Below are 18961 nucleotides of genomic sequence, written 5' to 3'. Positions count from 1 at the left end.
AATGAAAATTAAAAATATAATATTGATAGTAGTAACACTATCAACAGGAATTTTTCATGCTGCATTTGGACAGCAAACCCCCGTTTTTGCAAATTATAGTTATAATAATGTAGTTATTAACCCAGCGCATGCAGGGTATTATCCAGATATTGATATTACAGTAACTAATAGAGGTCATTTAAATGGTATTGAAGGAAGTCCTAAGAATATTGGGGTAACAGTTAATTTTCCTAAAAGCTTTAAAAATGTAGGAATAGGAGCAGGTATTTCTAATGATCGAATAGGAGTAACGAATATTACAAGTTTGTTTGGCGCGTATTCATATAAAATACACTTTAACTCAGATAATAGTACTTGGTGGGATTACAATCCACATGTATTATCTTTCGGAATTACAGGAGGAGCTATGTTTTACAATGAGAATCTTTTAGATTTAAATATTAATAACGATCCTAATTTTGCAAATAATGTAAGTACAATTGTACCTACCATTGGAGCAGGGGTGTTTTATAACAGAGAACGTGTTTATGTAGGACTTTCTATTCCTAATTTACTAGGGAATTCATTGTCATCTAATGATAATATAAACATAAAAAGCACTTACTATTTTAACGCAGGATATCGATTTTTTGCTACACGTTTTAAGGAAGTAATGATAAACCCAAGTATACTTGTTAAGTATATTTCGGGAGCTCCTGTGCAAGCAGATTTAAACACAAAAATTAATTATAAAAATAAATATGAATTTGGTGTAGGTTACAGAACAAATTCATCAGTAAATATACTAGCAGGTTTTCATATCTCTAAGCGTTTTAGAATATTATATAATTATAATAAAAGTATTGATAACTCAATAATGGATACCCATGGTATTGTTTTAAACCTTCGTTTAGGAGAAGGTTTTGGAGGTAGATAAAACTTATAGGTATCTAATTTGTAAAGCAAAAACAGCTAACCGTATTTAAAGGTTAGCTGTTTTGCTTTATAATGAACCCTTTTTATTAAGAAAAAGGGTTCATTATGTATTATTTCGTTGTTTTATTAATTGTATTTTTTTATTAAATCAGATAAAGAATTTGACTCTAATATTTGATCAAGATATTTACCTCTACTGCTTTTTACGCGTTGATATGGAGCAAATAAATTCGAAACTTCATTAAATTCATTATTTAAAAGAGTTAGTATTTTTTTGTTGCTGTCTGATAATTTTTCAGCACCATGTTTTTCATTAAAATCAATTAATCGTTTAACAGCTATTTCTTTTTTTGCAATTTCAGCACCAGTTGCGTTTAAAGTACAAATTCCGTAAATTCCTTGTAAATAGTATTGCCATTCTTGTTCAAAAGCTGAATTTAATTTATCAATATTTACAGTTCCGTCTTCTTCTGTTATATTATCATAACCAAAACGGTTGTTATTGTTATTAACAAACGTATTTGTAAATGCTGTTTTCAACGATTTTTTAAATTCAGAAGAGTCATTCAATTTTTTGTTTTTCTGTATTAAGGCAATTACACTTTTGGGATAGTATTTTTTGACTTCAGAAATTGTTTTCTGGTCACCAAGAGGAGAATTTATTTTGTAGGTTGTATTAATTTCATAAGAACTATTCGGAATTAATTCGTTTTCTATTAATGCATTTATTTCTTGACTAGAAATTTCTGAAATTTTGCATAATTCATTTAATTCAATAAAATTATCTTCAATGTATTTAATATCAATATCCATTGTTCGGTTTTTTATTTTTTTAATTCAATTAAAGACTTTTTAATAGATGCTATATCAGTATCCCTCATTCTAACCTTATTAAAATCAACAACTATTAATTTAGTAGCATCTTTGGTTAAAATAATAATTTTTTCATTCTTTACTTGTATTTTTTCGATGTTCGATAAAGTAATTTTACGAATCGAATCTGAAGGATTTGTTCTGTATTCTAAATAATTATCTGAGGTTTTAATAAACAGTTCTTTAGATTCCCCAATAAATTTTATAGCTCTAATAATTAAAAATAAACCAACCGTAATTCCAAGCGGTTTATCCCAATCTCCAGGAAAATTATAGATAAACTGATTTGTTTGTAGGTATTTATATAGTTGATAACCAAACGAAAAAACGAGAAAAATTCCTGTAGCTATAAAAATAGGTGCTTTTAAAGATCTTTTTTTTATTAAGTATTTCATGCTGTTTCGTAATGTGTGTTCGTATTTTAGATACCGAATGAAGTTATTTTTTATTCAAAATCCAATCTATTAAATCTTTTTTATCAACTATAGACCAACTATGAGGATGTCTTTCTCCGTTAGCTCTATATCCTTTGTTTACTGTAGGAATATATTCAACGTTATTAAACCCCGATTTTTTAAGAGTTTCTGAAAGTAGCTTTATATAATATGAATTCGTTTGGTCATAATCTGCCATTCTATTTTTTTTCCACCAAATTGTGTCTGGTTCAGTATAAAGTCTAATCTTAGTATTCTTTAAATTTTTTAAATTTGAAGTGTTGTTTGTGCTAAAAGTAAAAACAGCTTTGTCTTCATATTTTTTAATATCCTCTGCTGGGTTCCCAAAATTACGACCAAGAGTTTCTAATAACCAAGTACTTTCTTGAATAGAAGGTTTAGAAAAGTTTCGTTCGATATTTTTTTCAGAAGATAAATATAATGCAGCTAAATCGATAGGGGAGTCTACTATAAATACCCCTTTTGGAGCATTATAAGATTCTTTCATTGCTGCGATGTAATTACTTATTAAAAGGCTAACAACTCCGCCGCTAGAAAAGCCGCCAATAAAAATGTTGTCAGTAGGTAATTGATTATCTTCAACTATATTTTGTAAACTTTTTGCAAGTTGTTGTTGTTCGTTTTTCTCAAGCCATAATTTCTGATTTAAGTTAGATAATATAACCGCAATATTATTTTTTTTAGCAATCTCAAGAATTTTAAACTCTCTTTTAATGTCTTCAGCTACCTCAGGGTATCCACCAAACAAAATTAAAACAGCGTTAATACTGTGATTTGGCTTATATAGTTCGTAATCATCTTTTATAATTTCGGTAAAACCTGTATTTTCTTTGCTACTTTTTTCTTTTTGTTTACAGGAAACAAATCCGAAGAAGGTTAGCATTAAAATTATTGAGATTGTTTTCATTCTTTTAATTCTGTATAGCGTTTTTGTATTGTTTTTAAAATTAGGTTTTTTTGCTAATTAAACGTTGGCTTTAAGTAATTATTTATTTTCCCACAAAAAGAGATATTGTGTATAATGTTCTGGTTAACTAAGATTACACCTTTTGTGCTAGATTAATAAAAAAAAGACAGACTTTAGTTCGTTATAATTGTTTTTATAAGTAGGAGCAAGCATCAAGTTCATGTTTTATACAACTTAATTTCAATAAGCTTTATTCTCTGATTTCTTATTCATATCGACACGATCAGTAGATATAACCTTTAGTGTATTCGTTAGAACTTCGGGGCTAATAATTAAGTTAATAGTTAATTTTATAGCGGTTGACAATACTCGTTTACCTTTGAAACTTTTATAGAATATTATGGCAAGTACTTATTCAAACTTAGAGTTTAAAAAAGCATCTAACATTTTTTGTTCAATTTTTTCATCAACAGAGGTTATATTCATTGTGAATTCTTTTTTGTTAAATAATCGGCTAAAACCAATAGTTCTCATTTTTATACCATTAGGTAAATCTATTGAAATGTCAAATCTTTGAAATTTCAATCCGTTTACTTTTTGAGTAGATGAAACTGAGTCAAGTTTTGCATCAGGCATTTGTGTCTCAATAGTTTGGTATATCATCTTATTTACTCCAGAATATGTTTCTAAATAATCTCCATCAATTTTAAAATCAAAGGGTTGCCAATTTGCTTCGAAGTTATTAAACTGACCATTTTTGTATGTAAAAATAGTTACTGCTTGATTTTCTACTTCTTGTTCAAAAGTATTTTCAATAGCATTTATTCCTTTTGTTAATGTTTTATTCCATTCCTCTTTATTTATTGGTTTGAAATTTTCTGGAATATTTACGGTCCAATTAAAATCTTCTATTTTCAGCGTTTCTAGATCTGATTCCGCTAGACTATTGCAACTTAAAAATAGAAGTAATAGGGGTATGTAGTTAAAAATTATTTTTTTCATTTTTTCGTATTCTGTGTAACGTCTTTTTAATTAAGTACACATGGATTTTACGCTTTGTCGCTGTAACAAATTTATTCAATTTTCTTTGTAAAATGGTTCTGATAAGTAATTGTTTTTTTCAGGGAATAGGAAGGGCTAGTCATAATGTAATTGTATTAGCTACATGTATTAATAACTATAGTTAGTGAATATAAACCAAATGTAAAATTTGATAATTTTTTGGTAAAACATTTTTTGCTTGTCTATTTATTTGTAATAATTTCCCAAAATTATTTATAATAAGTTGATAAATGCAGGGTCGAAATAAAAGCGAACTTAACTATGTTTATTTTAATGGTTTATAAATTTAGTACTTATAAAATCAGGTAAGCAAATATTGTTTTCAGGCAGTTAAAATATATATCCATTTTAAAAGACATAATTACAATTCTTCCTTTTGTAAAACTTCGCTTTTAACATTTCGTTTTACTTTAGTCAAAGAGACCTTCTATGTTTACTTCATCACTAACATTCATTAATAAAACACCTATAATAACCTGTCCTAATGTGTTTGCTTCCACAGCTTCCATTTCTAGTTGACCTTGTCGAACGATGGCGAAATCATCATTTCCTTTAAGGGCAGAGGTGTCCCATGATATTTCATGACCATGGGTGCCTATTGAAGCAAATGTTAATAGCTTATTATTTTCTTTAATTTCCTTCAAATCAATTTTAAGAGCATCAGGATAGTCCTTGAAGTAGATACATATCTCTGTTGTAATTTTTGAAACCAAACTTACGCTATCGGGAATCATTTGGTGTATTTCTTTCGGGTTATCTATGGTGTTTTTAGAAAAGGATACGTTCAGTAGCTCGCCATCCATATCATCAGCTTCAAAAGCAAAAATAAATTCGTTCTCTTTTTCAGTTATTTCAACTAATTTTTTAGCAATGAGCTCTACAGCATCAAGAAATTTACCTTCAACAGCCCAACTCTTAAAAACCTGTTTCCAATAGTCTAGTTGCTCATCTGTAAAATTTCTAACTGTAAAATCTTTACTTTCCAATTGTGCTATATAGGGGATCTCGTGGTATAAAGTAGAGATATTTCCCTTTAGTTCGAGGTCTTCCATTTTTGTTAAACCATAAATAGGAGAAAAGTCACTGATTTTATTATCAGAAAGGCAAAGGCTTGTTAATTCTGTAAGATGTCTTAAAGGCTCTATAGAAGAGATTTTCGATTCAGATGCACCTAGATATTGTAATTTTTTAGAATTAGCCAATACATCAATATTATTAACACGACTATTATAAAAGCTAAGCGATTTTAAGTTCTTATATCCATTAAGGAAATTAAGATTATCGATTTTAACACTCGCAAAATAGATGTCTTCTAATTGAGTTGTTTTTTCTAACGGAGTAGTGTCGAGCACAGGGCAACGAGTAATTTTTAAACTTTTGAGTTTAGGAAAATTAGTAATTACTGATATATCTATGGTGAAATTATCTAGATAAGGTTTACCATAATTCTGATATTGTGCATATATCTTAATCTCTTCTATCTCAACACAGTTTTTTAAGAAGTTAATATTCGGCTCAATAAATTCATCTAAATGTACATGGGTTGTATCTAAAGACAATGAAAGTAGGTCCTCTTTAAGGCTCGAACTACTACCTGAAAATCTTACTGGTTTTTTATTCATTTTGATATTTATATAAGTATCTATTCTTTATCATTTATTCTTTCAAAAAACACGATTGGTTTGAGTATTAAAACCTGATTTTTTTTCCAAATTTCACATTAATTAAATCAACTTTATCAGAAAATTTAAGAGAATCTAATATATAATGAAATTTACTAATTATTTATAATTCACCTTCAAAATCGATATATTATTCTTTTCTAATTAATTGAATAGCATCCATTCGTATGCGTGCATTTTTAATGAGCGATGTTAATCCTAGCTGTTCGTTCAATGCTGTTTCAATTTCTTCAGGTCTAATATTGTTATTATTGCCTTGTAATATTTTTAAACGATCTATTTCATGCTTCAAAGTACGATTCATTCGAATTAGTCCGTTTGCTATTTCTTTAGTTCGTTGTTCTTCCGCAATTTCTGTAGCAACTTTAATCATGTTGGGAAGCAGTGTTTCTACTAATGTTTCATTATCAAGTAAAGGATCTATTTGCCCCGTACTTAATTTTTTATCTAAGAGTTCAATAGAATATTTATTTGTTACTTCCTTTCCTGTATGATCAACTACAACTCTTACTGGTGTATTTGGTAAAAAACGATCTACATAAATATTTTGCCCTGTTGGTGTTTCAAGAACAAAAATAATTTCTAATAAAAGACCTGGGCTTTTGGTTGCTTTTAAAACACCGTAACTAGCACTACCAGTTCCTGAACTTAAAACAACATCGATAGCATCGGTTGTCATTGGGTGATCCCAACTAAGAAAACTTATTTCTTCTCTGCTAAGGGCATGTTTTCTGTTAAATGTAACAGATACACCTTCTTGCGGTATAGACGGAAATGTTTCGGTGATTATAGAAGTAGGTTTTAAATAATAGGTTCGAGAAGGTCGATCTTCCATTTCAATATCAAAATGTCGAAATACCTTTGTTAAATACCTTTCTAGACTTTTGTCTTTGTCTTCTGATAGAATTTGTTTTATTAATTTTCCGGCTACTTTAGGGCGAAAAGAATTCATTTCTAGCAATCGATCACGACCATCTGCTAGATTTTTTAGAAGCGCTGTTTGAAAACTAGAAGTTTCAGAAATCAACGCTTTTATTTCTGAATTATTAGCCGTGTTTTCGTGTGCTTTTAAAAGAGTAAGCAATCGATTACCAAATAATTCAGCAATTTTATTTCCACCTTCAATATTGTTTTCAAAAGCATTTAAGCCTTTATGAAACCACTTTGCAAGCAAATGTTGTTTACTATTAGCAAGGTAGGGAATATGAATATGGATGTCTTCAGTTTGTCCGATTCTATCTAAACGTCCTATTCGTTGTTCTAATAATTCAGGATGTAACGGTAAGTCGAATAAGATAAGATGATGCGCGAATTGAAAATTTCGTCCTTCACTCCCTATTTCAGAACAAAGCAGTATTTGTGCTCCATTTATTTCAGAAAACCATGCCGCATTTTTATCTCGTTGTACTATGGTAAGATCTTCATGAAACATAGCTGTTTTTAAATTGGCATGTTTAACTAATGCTTTTTCTAGTGCCAGTACTTTTTCTTTGCTCTTACAGATGAGCAGTATTTTTGCAGGATGAATTTCTTTAATCGTGGTTAATAACCATTCAACACGCGGATCTTTAGCAAACCAAAACTGTTGTTTATTGGTTGTTTCGCTTGGAGTTACTTCATGCGTAAACTCATTGCTTAAACGCTCCATCCAGAGTTCTTTATCTTTTGTAGGCTCTAAAGAAATAAGGTGTGCTTTTCGTTTTGGAAACCCACTCATGGTAGCTCTGGTATTTCTGAATAATACTCTACCAGGACCATGTTGATCCAATAAATTCTCAATAAGATTATCCTTTGCTACACTTTTTTCTTTCGTTATTGCTTTTAGGTTTTCTTTCGGGAAAAGAGATTTTAAAATCGTGGTATCCTTCGTATTCAAATCTTTTCCGAGGTGCAATTTTTCAATAATATTAGCAATAGTTTTATGATCAGAAGATTCATTTACAAAATCATCGTAGTTGGCATACCTGTTAGGATCTAATAATCGGAGTCGGGCAAAATGACTTTCTACTCCCAATTGTTCTGGAGTCGCTGTAAGAAGTAATAATCCTTTTGCTACTTTGCTTAACAATGCTACAATATTATATTCTGTACTAGCCTTGTTAACCGACCATTCTAAATTATGAGCTTCATCTACTACAAGCATATCCCAACCAGCAGTTAATGCTTGTTTAGTTCGCTTTGCGGAATTTGCTAAAAACTCTGTACTACAAATAATAAGTTGATTGTCTAGAAATGGATTACCATCAGGAGCACTCTCGTCAAGTGAAGCACAGCGTTCTTCATCAAAAATATGAAACCACATATTAAAACGACGTAAAACTTCAACAAACCATTGATGTACTAATGATTCAGGAACTAGAATTAGTACTCTCGAAATTCGGCCACTTACTAATAAACGGTGTAAAATTAAACAAGCTTCAATAGTTTTTCCAAGACCAACCTGATCGGATAATAATACACGAGGTGCATATCTCGAACTTACTTCATGTGCAATGTATAATTGATGCGGAATAAGAGCTATCCTACCACCAACAAATCCGTTTACAGGCGATAATCTCCTTTCATATTCGTGTTGTAAAGTTTCTCTACGTAAAGCAAAGGCTTTGGGAGTATCTACATCCCCCATAAAAAGTCTGTCATCTACTCCGTGAATTACCGATACATCGCCAAGTGCTGCTTCCGATATTTTTTTGTCTTTTCCGTAATAGACATACAGATTGTCTTCTTCCTCAACACGTTTTATAACTAATGGCTGATTTTCGGTGTCTTTTATCGTATCGCCTGGTTTAAAAACAACGCGTTGCAAAGGTGCGTTTTCAAGAGCGTACATTCGTGTTTCATCAGCTGTAGGAAAATACAATTGTATTTTTCCTTTGTTGGAGTTCGTTAAAATACCAACACCTAATTCAGGTTCACCTTTACTCGTATATCTTTGATTAGGGAAAAAAATAGTCATATTTTTTAGTAGCTCTTTATGTTTGTAGAAAATGGAACTTATCTAGTAAGTCACAAATAGTAAATACAAGCAAAATTATAATAAATAGGCGAGGACTATGGATAAATTATAAAAGTTATTTATCGCGCCTTGGCACAAGTGTTTTGTGTTCGCTGAGGTTTTAAAAATACACTAAATTAAATATTGTTTCTTGAATTTTTTTTATGGTGAATGCATGAGTTTTAAATTATGTTTTTCGTAATTATTTTTATCTATTTGACGTTTTTGGTTGTTTTTATGTGTTTTTTTATGGTTATTTATCAATAAAAACACCTTTTTTTAAGGTGTTTTTAGATTTTTATCAATGAATGTATCACTTTTATCATATTGATATATTTTAGCGCTCACTTTTTTAACTTCATATTTTTAGATGCTTTTAAAAACCCTATTTTAAAAGATTGAAAAAAAAGCACCCTCTTTTTTGAGACTACACTTTGCTTTAAATGGTTTTATAGCTATTGATAACGTGTGGTTATTTGGATATAAGGTTTTTTTAACACAATTTTATGCACAGGTAACCAAACCTAAAATTATGTTTTACAGAAAGTTAATTACTATAGGTTTAATAATTATTTGACGATTAATTATTGTTAGGTAAGAACTAGCTAAGGAAAATAGGTTTAATACTTCTGGAAGTATTGATACTCTTTTTTCGAAAAACCTATTAATAAATGCTTTCGAAACAGGGGGTATATTACTAGATAAAGTAGCAAACGGATTCAGATTAGGAACGGTTAATTAATTGTTACATAAACATTGGCGGCAAATAAAAAATTAAAGGTAATAGAGAAAATATTCGCTGTTATTTATTCATTTTAAAAAACGATCTAAATAATTAATCATGAAAAAAATAGAAGCAATTATTAGAAAATCTAAATTCCGAGTTGTTAAAGAGGCATTGCATGAAGTTGGTGTAAATTTTTTTTCATACTGGGATGTAACTGGCTTAGGAAATGAAAAAGAAGGACATGTTTATAGAGGGGTTAGTTTTAGTACTAGCGACATTCAAAGACGTTACTTATCAATTGTTGTTAACGATGATTTTGAAGAAATTACGATAAAAACAATTCTGGATTCGGCTAATACTGGGGAAGTTGGAGACGGAAAAATATTTGTTAGTGAAATTAAAGATGCTTATAGAATTAGAACAAAAGAAAAAGGAAAAAATACACTAAACTAAAAATATGGATTCATTAATAATAAATAATGTATGGATGATGATCTGTACAGCACTCGTTTTTTTTATGCATTTAGGGTTTGCGTTTTTAGAAATTGGGTTAACAAGACAAAAGAATACAATTAACATTTTATTCAAAAATATATTTATAATAACAGTAGGGTTATTATTATACAGTATGGTAGGTTTTAACTTAATGTACCCTGGAGATTTTAATGGTTTTATTGGCTTTTCTGGGTTTGGGTTATCTTCTCCATTAACTGCTATTGGTTCTTTAGATTTAACATATAATAAAGGATATACTTATTGGACAGATTTCTTATTTCAAGGAATGTTTGCAGCAACAGCAGCAACGATTGTTTCTGGCGCAGTAGCAGAGCGTATGAAAATTTTACCTTTTATGATTTTTACAATCATTTATGTGGGGTTTGTATATCCAATTGCTGGTTCTTGGAAATGGGGAGGTGGTTTTTTACAAACTTTAGAAACTCCTTTTTATGATTTTGCAGGTGCAACTTTAGTGCACTCACTTGGTGGTTGGGCAGCTTTAATAGCGGTATGTTTATTAGGGCCTAGAATCGGTAAATTCAAAAATGGAAAATCACAAGCTATTCAAGGGCACAATATACCTTTGGCAACAGCAGGAGTATTGATACTTTGGTTAGGTTGGTTTGGTTTTAATGGTGGTTCTGTTCTTTCTGCCGATCCTGAGGCAACATCACTAACACTTGTAACAACATGTTTAGCTGCGGCTACAGGGGGTGTTTTTGCAGCTTTAGTTTCAACAATTATGTTTAAAAATTTAGATTTAACGATGTTTTTAAACGGAATACTTGGAGGTTTAGTAGCTATTACTGCAGGGGCTGACCAAATGCATCCAACTGATGCAGTTATAATCGGAGCTGTAGCCGGAATTATAATTGTATTTGCTGTTAGCTTCATCGATAAATTAAAATTAGATGACCCAGTTGGTGCTATTGCTGTTCATTTAATTTGTGGGGTTTTTGGAACACTAGCTGTAGGTTTTTTAGGGGAATTAGCGAGCGTAACACAGTTTTTAAGTCAGTTAATCGGAGTAGTTTCTTATGCTTTATTTTGTTTAGCAACTTCATTTATCATTATATATACACTAAAGAAAACAATTGGTATTAGAGTTAGTGAAATAGAAGAGTTAGAAGGTTTAGATAGTCATGAACATGGTATGAAAGCGTACCCAGATTTTGATTAATCAGCTATAGGGTTAATAAACATATTGGAATGATTAGCTTTTACTATGATTGATTTTTCTGTTGACCTAATAAATTTGATGTGAAACCCAACTTTCGTTGTGTTCTTTTAGTTTTCACGCTGGCGCAAGCGTTGCTTGTAGTTATGCAATATCTACACGAACAGGATGCTCGCGTTAGCGTGTGGGAGTATTTTAATTTTGCCTTGTAAATTCCATTGTCCAATTTGTTTCCCATTCTTTTGCTTTTTCATCAAAATAGGCTTGTTCCCAAAGAGCAGTATTTTCAGATTTCTTTTTCCAAGTAAACTTCAATTTGTATTCTTTTCCTAGATATAGTTCTTTACCATAAAACTCTCCAATTCCATTTTTAAATGCACCAATCACTTGTTCTTTCAAATAGTTTTCGGGACTTGATGTATCTGCCCAATAAATTGTCCAAATATTTGTTTTAGGATTAACCATTCTGATACTAAACCCGATAAAATCGTCTCCAAAATGAGATGATTTCATTTCGTCCATTAGGCCTAATCCATTAAGAAATGGTTTAGTCTCCATTTTGGCGGGAAATTCAATCCATTAATTACAATCTTTCAGTCGCTCTTTAAGTTTTTTGTTTAGGACATTCCATTTTCCTATTAAAAAATCAAAGTTTTTAATTTCTATAAGAGTATTATTTACTTTTGTATTTATATCCATATTCAATTTATTACCCACATTAACGTAAGCGTGGCAAAGTATCTACATGGGCTGGATACTCGCGCTAGTGTGAAAATTTAGTTTATAATTCTTTATTTAAAAGCGCTTTCTAAGTTTTTGAAAGATACCTTTTATGATCATTATAACTATTTGCAATACAAAAACAACAATAAAGGCTGCAATTACAGCAGGAATAAGCATTAAACCGCTAATTACAAGCCAACCTGCAGATAAACCAGCTAAAATTAATCCACCAATAACTATAATCATTGTTATAATAGAAACAGGTTTCACCCAGCTATCTGCTTTGTCTGTATAATTGGTTTTTTTTAGTATAAATCCTTTTTTGCCTTTAAAATTATCAATTTCTATAAAAATATTATTTTTACCATAAATATTGTTTGTAACATAAAATTGTTCTTTTTTACTTAACAGTATAGGGGCTATTTCTAGTAAATTTTTATCATATTCTAAGTATATAGAAATAGATTTACCGTCATCATCATCTTCAATATTTTCTAGTTTAACAGTACCTATATTTTCTGTTTTCGTTAGCGTTCCTTCTAGAAAAAAGAGCGAATCAAATGGTAGCATTTCTTCCGTTTTATAATTCAGACTAAATCCTTTAGCAGAAATATCATCTAATGTTGAGTCTTCACATTTATAAAAATTATCATGCTCTTTTTTTATATACGCTACTTTTTTATCTTCAAGATAAATTTCCATCCAGTTTACTTTATTTCTTCTTTTTTCTCTATTAAAAGAAATTATAGTATCTGGTACTAAAATTTTCACATGCCCTGAAGACAATTCATGGCTGGTGTAAACTTTTGTTGGTTTTAAAATTCTTAAATAATTTTTCATAGAATAATTAGTGCTTTATAAGCAATTTGAGGTTACATCTCGTTTTATGATTTTTTTTGTTGTTCTAAATCGTTGTTTTTTGCACTGGTACAAGCATCTTGATAACGTTTCTATATATCTTAAATTTATAGTTTTATTCTCATGCCTACTCGAGCTGTATGTTTTGATAGCAATTATGTTATAATTCTGTTTTGTTGTTGAGTATTTTTACAAATCTATGATTATCATTGAAATAAATTCTTGCTATATTTAATGCTTGATTATATTTTTCTATTGATTGAGATTTATTTTTATCATTGTATTTAATCAAGTCTCCTTCTAAATTTAGTAGATATGCATCGTATATTGTTACTTCTTTACTGAAACAATTTATTTTTGTAAAATGTGCTTTTTTTAAGAAATCTAAACCTTCCTTATATTTTTTTTGATTTAATTTTGATTCAATAATATTTGAATAACATATAAGTTGATTTACATTTTGTTGTTTACCATAAAAATCATCTAGTTTTTTAATAGCGATAGTGTATAATGAATCAGCTTTTTTATAGTTCTTTCGATGTAATTGGTTTGTTGCTAGGTCATTGTAAGCAACGCCTAATTTAGACGATTTATTAATTCCAAAATTTTTATGGCATTCAATTGTTACTTTAAAAATGGAATCAGATAGTTTTGAATTGAATCCAGTGTTAATATTCCCTAAATCGTTATGAAAAGCTGTAGTGCTTGGATAAGTACTCTCATACTCTGATAGAAAATTAAGAATACTTAAGTTAAGGTTATTTTTATCATAATTAATATCTAGTTCGTCATTTATTTGGGCTATTTTTAATTTGATTGAATTTTTTTGGACCTCTTCAAAGTTTTTAGAACTATTAAGAGCTTTTAAATAATATTTTTTTGAGTCAATATAATTACCCTTTATAGAATTATAATAACCTAAAAGTTCATCTACAAATGATTGATTGTATTTTTTGTTATCCGTTTGTGAAATTAAATCTTGAGTAATTTCTATTTGTTTTTCAAAGTCCTTATAATTTGAGTTTTCAAGTTCTAATTTTAGTAATAATAGATTTGAAAAAAATAAACTGGAAGATATATTTTTTTGTTCAAAACATTCGCAAGCTTTTTTTGCAACCTCTAAAGCTTCTTTAATATTCTCTTTTTGGAGAATTCTAATTTTGTAAAATAAGTACCGACAGTCGTTATTTGAAGTTATTTTTTCATATTTTTTTAAATATGTTTTTGCAGTTTCGGTGCTGTCAGTAATCAAATAATTTTTAATTAATCGAATATAGGTGTTCTTAAATGAATTAATATTATTAAGACTGTCTTGATTTAAGATAATTAGAGATGCTTTGTTTAGGTCTATTGCATCACTGTAATATGAGCGAGTGTAATAATTATTAGATGCGTTTTCTAAAATATAATGATAATCTATATCAAGAGTGTCTTTTACTTTTAGGTAATTATCAATTAAATAATCAAGTTCAGAATCATAATTTTTATAATCTAAAAGTTTATTATATGTTAATAATAGATTATAACGATTCCAATATATATCACTTTCTGTAGATTTTACATATTTTGGTTTATGTTCCTTATGGGTTAAAATACTATCTGCTTTTATATAATTAGATAAGGCATTCTTAAAGTCATTTTTATTAAAAAACTCATCTCCATTATCTATATAAGCATTTGATAAAAATTCATACGCCCCAGAAAAATCTTGATAATATAAAGTGTCATAGTTTTTCCATTTTTTTCCACATAAAATTGCTTCATTAGCTTTAACAATAGCTAAGTCATATTTTTTTAAATTCATATACTCTTCATACTCATCTATTTTTTCAAACATTAATAAGTTATTAGAGAGACTAGAATCAGGAGTAAGCATTCTTAATAATAAGCTTCTATAAACATTAAAATGAACGCTAGAAAAAGCAAAAAATGAAGTAAAAACAGCTATAGTTATAGATCTTAAAAAGATAAATTTAAGTTTTTTATTGAAATCATTTTTTTTATAAACCCATAATCCAATTAATAAAATCGAAAATATGATATTTATTGAAACTAAAACCTTTCTAAAAATAGATACTGGTAGCCATAATGTAAATGTGAAAACACCTAAAGCAGAGCCTAAAATTATTCCTACTAATATATTTAGTTTGTTTTTCTGAAAATTAAAAAAATATAAACCACCTACGATATAGCAACCGCTTAGAATAGAAGAGCTTATTAATAGAGGGATAGTGAAATGAGGCCCGAATATTAAAACTCCAAGAAAAAGAGATAAAATAGATGTAATTAAAATTTTCTCACTTTTTTTCATTTAGTTTTTTGATTTTTGTAATGTCTTACAACTAGTTATAAGCAGAACTTTATTCGATTGATCGAATTATTTAAGATGTAATAAAGAGAAGTTCTAGCAATTTTTTCTTTGTATCAAATATAAGAAAACCAATAAGTTGTAAAGTATAAAGTTTTTAAGAAGTTATTGACATTTTATTTTTTACTGATTCAGTAATTACAGCTATTCTTGTTTAAGAATAATATTTCTTTGTGTATTTTTCTTATACCTATTCTTAGGAATAATCTCTTTGTTTGCCTTTGTAGAATAGTTTTTACTATTTGGATTTAGAATATATTCGAGTTGATATTCAATCATTTTTTCAAAAGGAATAAGGAAGTTCTTCGTGTCGCATTGTTCTAAGTCACCTTTTTTAAGTAGGTTTAATACAGTGCAAACAGATTCAATCGTACTAAGGCAAAGAGATTCTGGCTGTTGCTTGATAATAAATTTTGATTTTATTTTATTATCAAAACTCACTCTTTGTAGTTTTTGTAAGTTCTTACTTAGTTTAAGCATTTTACGGGCGCAAGGCCATGTACCATCGAGAATGAAGATGTATGGATTAGTCCCCATAAAAGAATTTATTTCTGTACTTTTTCTTGTAGATAAGTTAAAATTATCTTTTCCAGGATACAATAAGAAAGAACAAGTTTTTTCATCAGTCAATATTTCATTTACACGGGTATTATTGGTGAAATCTACCCCAACAATAACTTCTGAATTTTCAAGTTGAAGATTCGTAATATGTCCCGTTCCATTTTTTTCTCTTTTATACTCCTTTGGGTGCATCAAAATAATAAAACGAGTCTTGGTTTGTAAAGTACGAATGTGTTTACAAATACACGTGCTTGAAGGTCGCATGCATTTGTAACATTTTATTCTTGGGTTTTTTATTTCTGCTTGCAAAGTGATATTTTTTATTCTCTAATTGGTAATAACGTTTTACGCAATTATATCGCAAAGCTACTTAAAAAACTAAGTATTTGTTGATGAGATTTATTTTATAAAAAAAGCAACACCAATAAGCGATAAAAATAAAGTTTTTAAGGCTTTACTTATTTCCTAAAGCGTCTTGGTTGTGTTTTTATTCATTAATTTCCTTTTCTGAAATTAATTCATAATAATTTAATAATTGCTTCAATCCCACTACAAAAGCTATGACGATAATCAATTGAATTAAAATGAGAGCCAATTCTTATATATTCGCTTGAAGTACAACCTCCATATTCTTTTTTTCCTATTTTAGATTTTAAATAGACCTTTAGCGAGTCCATTTTAACTTGCGATACTAAGTTACTTCTTCCAGTTCTTTTTGATTTTATTAAATATGTATTATCCTTTTTACGGACGGTAAAATATTCCTCACTTCCACCAAAACAACCCCCGTTTTGAATTTCAATATCAAAACTCCTCATACTAAACACTTTTTCAAAAGTTTCCGTATCGTTTTTTATTCTTGGTTGACAAGAATAAATCAAAGTGATTAATATTATCAGAAACAATTTTTTCATATGTGTTACAACGTTTAATATAAGAAACCTAGGGTAGGTAATAAGTACTACCGTTTCGGTTTATTACTTAGTTAAATATAAATATTTCGCTTTTATCTTTTTTTATACAGCTGTAACCAGTTGGCTATACTTTCCATTTGCCTTTACTTAACTCAACAACTTGTCCACCAATTTTTAAGGTGTATTTATTGTTTTTTAATTTTCCATCTAAATGTATATATGATTTTCTTTCCATTTGAAACCCTTGTTCTACTATTGCTGAGATTTCAGATGATTTATTTTTTAATAGATAAGCAAGCAAACAACCATTTGCACTTCCTGTAGCAGCATCCTCGATTAAATTTTCATTTTCGATGCAAAACATTCTAGTATTGAAGTTATTTGATTTTTCAAAAGTTTGTTCGGTAACAAAAAATAGAGAAGTTGTTAGTCCACTTATGCTATTGGTTTTGTACTTCTTTTTTTGGGTTAAAAATGCTACAACTTTTCGTGAATCGAGTGCTATTTGGTTAATTTTTTCTAAATTGATTACAGGAATAATGATATACGGTAATCCTGTAGTTATTTCTTCTATTGGTTTTTGTATGTTCAGAACATCTAACTCTAAATTTAATCCTTCAGCAATTTCTTGATGCTTGAAAGTTGTTATAAATTCTGGCTCGGCTTGCTCCATTACAAAATCACTATTATCAACATCATTGATAGAAGATAAGTAAATACTAATATTTGAATGTTTTAGATTTAGTGTAATATTCTCTTTTGGTTTTGGTAATAAGTATTTTGAAATAATAAAAGCTGTTCCTAATGATGGATGACCAGCAAAAGGTACTTCATATTCAGGTGTAAAAATTCTAACATCAAATTTTTCATTGTTATGATTTTTTTTTATGAATGTTATTTCAGGAAAATTAAGTTCTCTCGCAATCTTGAGCATATTCTCAGCAGAAACTTTATTTTCGAAATCAACGAAAACAGCTAGTTGATTTCCTCCGTATTTTAATGAGGTAAAAACATCTACTAAATAATAATCTATTTCTGTCATTTTTTTTGCTTGTAGGTAACGTTTCTTGTATGGTGCGTTTTGCAGCCTGTAGGGAGCATATGCATTATACAAATTGTTATGCTCTTTTTATATTTTTCTTAATTCAACTCTTCTGTTTTTTGTTTTTCCTTCTTCTGTTGAATTATTTTCGACAGGTTTAGTTTGTCCAAAACCTTCACTTTTTAATCTGGATTCATCAATATCTTCATCAGAAATCGCCATCAGAACCGAACGAGCTCTGTTTTTAGATAATTTCATATTGGATAATTCATCTCCAACATTATCGGTATGACCTTCGATACTAATTTTTAAATTAGAGTTTACTTTCATCATTTTGACTATTTCACTTATTACATCATATGAACTGGCTTTAATTCTAGATTTTCCTGTATCAAAGTTGATTTGTAAGGTTGCAAAACCTTTAGCGTTAATTTCCTTTAGAATATCATCAGCAGTAAATTTTACGATAGTTTGCTTAAATTCTATTTCTTCAACTATAGCCATTCTCTTTTTGAATATTTGAACACCTATTTTTTTATTTACTTGCTTTATAACCCACATCCTTATAAGCTCTCTATCATTATGCTTGACGGTATATTCTCCATCATAATCACTCCAATATTTTTCGTAATATACATCTGTCATTCCTCCTTTGTTAACTTGTATGGCGCCTATAGACTCTAAATAATCATTAATACTTTTATCAAAATAGTATTGTTCCCAATTCGCATTTTCGTCTTCTGTAGAGAAATTCATAAACTCAACTTTTCCCTCTATATTAAATGTAGTATTTGAGGTTTTAGAAAACATTTTTAATTTACTGAAATTTAATTTTTTAGAATATGATGATGAACCTATATCCTTAGCAATTATACCCTTTGGTGGTTTTATAAAAGGGAAGTTACCTATGTCTTTAGTGCTTATTGGTATTTTTTCCCAAGAGAATTCGGTTTTAATCTTGTTTTTAACATTATTGTTTTTTACCTCCTTATTATTGGAGTCCGTTTTTATTTGGTTTTCTGAATTCGGAATATTTTTTGATTGTTCTTTGTCCTTGCAAGCAAAAAGAGAAACTACTATTAAAAGACTTACTAAATAGATATATTTCATTGTTGTAAGATATTAGTTTTTTATTTTTAGTAATTGAGTATAACTCCATTAATATGGAGTACCAAGATAATAAATCTTTAATTTCTCTAAAAGA

Annotated in this window: 16 protein-coding genes; 3 read left to right on the top strand and 13 right to left on the bottom strand. The window is 29.0% G+C overall.

All coding sequences use genetic code 11. From position 1 onward, the window contains the following. The first annotated feature begins 1 nt into the window (after position 1). Complete coding sequence (locus CXF68_RS18725) at positions 2 to 916, top strand: PorP/SprF family type IX secretion system membrane protein (RefSeq protein ID WP_101046676.1); 915 nt, start codon at positions 2 to 4, stop codon at positions 914 to 916. A gap of 125 nt (positions 917 to 1041) precedes the next feature. Here CXF68_RS18725 and CXF68_RS18720 read toward each other — a convergent pair whose 3' ends face one another. The 6 genes from CXF68_RS18720 to rapA form a co-directional block, all read right to left on the bottom strand. After that, positions 1042 to 1728 (bottom strand): DUF6058 family natural product biosynthesis protein, encoded by a 687-nt coding sequence (locus CXF68_RS18720; protein WP_101046674.1) that lies wholly within the window; start codon positions 1726 to 1728, stop codon positions 1042 to 1044. 11 nt (positions 1729 to 1739) lie between these two features. After that, positions 1740 to 2183 (bottom strand): hypothetical protein, encoded by a 444-nt coding sequence (locus tag CXF68_RS18715; protein WP_101046672.1) that lies wholly within the window; start codon positions 2181 to 2183, stop codon positions 1740 to 1742. 43 nt (positions 2184 to 2226) lie between these two features. Beyond that, positions 2227 to 3150, bottom strand: coding sequence for a hypothetical protein (locus tag CXF68_RS18710; RefSeq protein ID WP_101046670.1), 924 nt, complete (start codon positions 3148 to 3150; stop codon positions 2227 to 2229). A 411-nt stretch (positions 3151 to 3561) separates the two neighbouring features. Continuing rightward, a complete protein-coding gene (locus CXF68_RS18705) occupies positions 3562 to 4152 on the bottom strand; it encodes a hypothetical protein (protein WP_101046668.1) in 591 nt (196 codons plus the stop codon). Positions 4153 to 4622: 470 nt separating this feature from the next. Continuing rightward, a complete protein-coding gene (locus tag CXF68_RS18700) occupies positions 4623 to 5834 on the bottom strand; it encodes a leucine-rich repeat domain-containing protein (protein ID WP_101046666.1) in 1212 nt (403 codons plus the stop codon). Positions 5835 to 6024: 190 nt separating this feature from the next. Further along, positions 6025 to 8850 carry an RNA polymerase-associated protein RapA gene (gene rapA / locus CXF68_RS18695; RefSeq protein ID WP_101046664.1) on the bottom strand — a complete coding sequence of 942 codons (2826 nt, stop codon included), beginning with the start codon at positions 8848 to 8850 and terminating at the stop codon, positions 6025 to 6027. A gap of 880 nt (positions 8851 to 9730) precedes the next feature. Here rapA and CXF68_RS18690 point away from each other — a divergent pair. Further along, a complete protein-coding gene (locus CXF68_RS18690) occupies positions 9731 to 10069 on the top strand; it encodes a P-II family nitrogen regulator (RefSeq protein WP_101046662.1) in 339 nt (112 codons plus the stop codon). A gap of 4 nt (positions 10070 to 10073) precedes the next feature. Next, positions 10074 to 11294: an ammonium transporter gene (locus CXF68_RS18685; protein WP_101046660.1), complete on the top strand. Its 1221-nt coding sequence runs from the start codon at positions 10074 to 10076 to the stop codon at positions 11292 to 11294. A gap of 192 nt (positions 11295 to 11486) precedes the next feature. Here the strand turns inward: CXF68_RS18685 and CXF68_RS18680 are convergent, their stop codons facing one another. The 7 genes from CXF68_RS18680 to CXF68_RS18650 all read right to left on the bottom strand — a co-directional run bounded on the left by CXF68_RS18680 (position 11487) and on the right by CXF68_RS18650 (position 18867). Then, on the bottom strand, positions 11487 to 11849 hold the full coding sequence (locus tag CXF68_RS18680) for a hypothetical protein (protein ID WP_101046658.1): 363 nt from the start codon (positions 11847 to 11849) through the stop codon (positions 11487 to 11489). 237 nt (positions 11850 to 12086) lie between these two features. Beyond that, the gene (locus CXF68_RS18675; RefSeq protein WP_101046656.1) at positions 12087 to 12854 is read right to left on the bottom strand and encodes a hypothetical protein; all 768 of its coding nucleotides are present in this window, start codon (positions 12852 to 12854) and stop codon (positions 12087 to 12089) included. A 178-nt stretch (positions 12855 to 13032) separates the two neighbouring features. After that, positions 13033 to 15183 (bottom strand): MFS transporter, encoded by a 2151-nt coding sequence (locus CXF68_RS18670; protein ID WP_101046654.1) that lies wholly within the window; start codon positions 15181 to 15183, stop codon positions 13033 to 13035. A gap of 201 nt (positions 15184 to 15384) precedes the next feature. Then, positions 15385 to 16110 (bottom strand): tRNA-uridine aminocarboxypropyltransferase, encoded by a 726-nt coding sequence (locus CXF68_RS18665; protein ID WP_232771685.1) that lies wholly within the window; start codon positions 16108 to 16110, stop codon positions 15385 to 15387. 209 nt (positions 16111 to 16319) lie between these two features. After that, positions 16320 to 16619: a hypothetical protein gene (locus tag CXF68_RS18660; protein WP_101046650.1), complete on the bottom strand. Its 300-nt coding sequence runs from the start codon at positions 16617 to 16619 to the stop codon at positions 16320 to 16322. Between the two features lie 220 nt (positions 16620 to 16839). Then, on the bottom strand, positions 16840 to 17757 hold the full coding sequence (locus CXF68_RS18655; protein WP_101046648.1) for a PhzF family phenazine biosynthesis protein: 918 nt from the start codon (positions 17755 to 17757) through the stop codon (positions 16840 to 16842). Positions 17758 to 17844: 87 nt separating this feature from the next. Continuing rightward, on the bottom strand, positions 17845 to 18867 hold the full coding sequence (locus tag CXF68_RS18650) for an OmpA family protein (protein WP_101046646.1): 1023 nt from the start codon (positions 18865 to 18867) through the stop codon (positions 17845 to 17847). Positions 18868 to 18961 lie beyond the last annotated feature (94 nt).

Source organism: Tenacibaculum sp. Bg11-29 (assembly GCF_002836595.1).
Taxonomy (GTDB): domain Bacteria; phylum Bacteroidota; class Bacteroidia; order Flavobacteriales; family Flavobacteriaceae; genus Polaribacter.
This window is presented reverse-complemented; position numbering and strand designations above follow the sequence as displayed.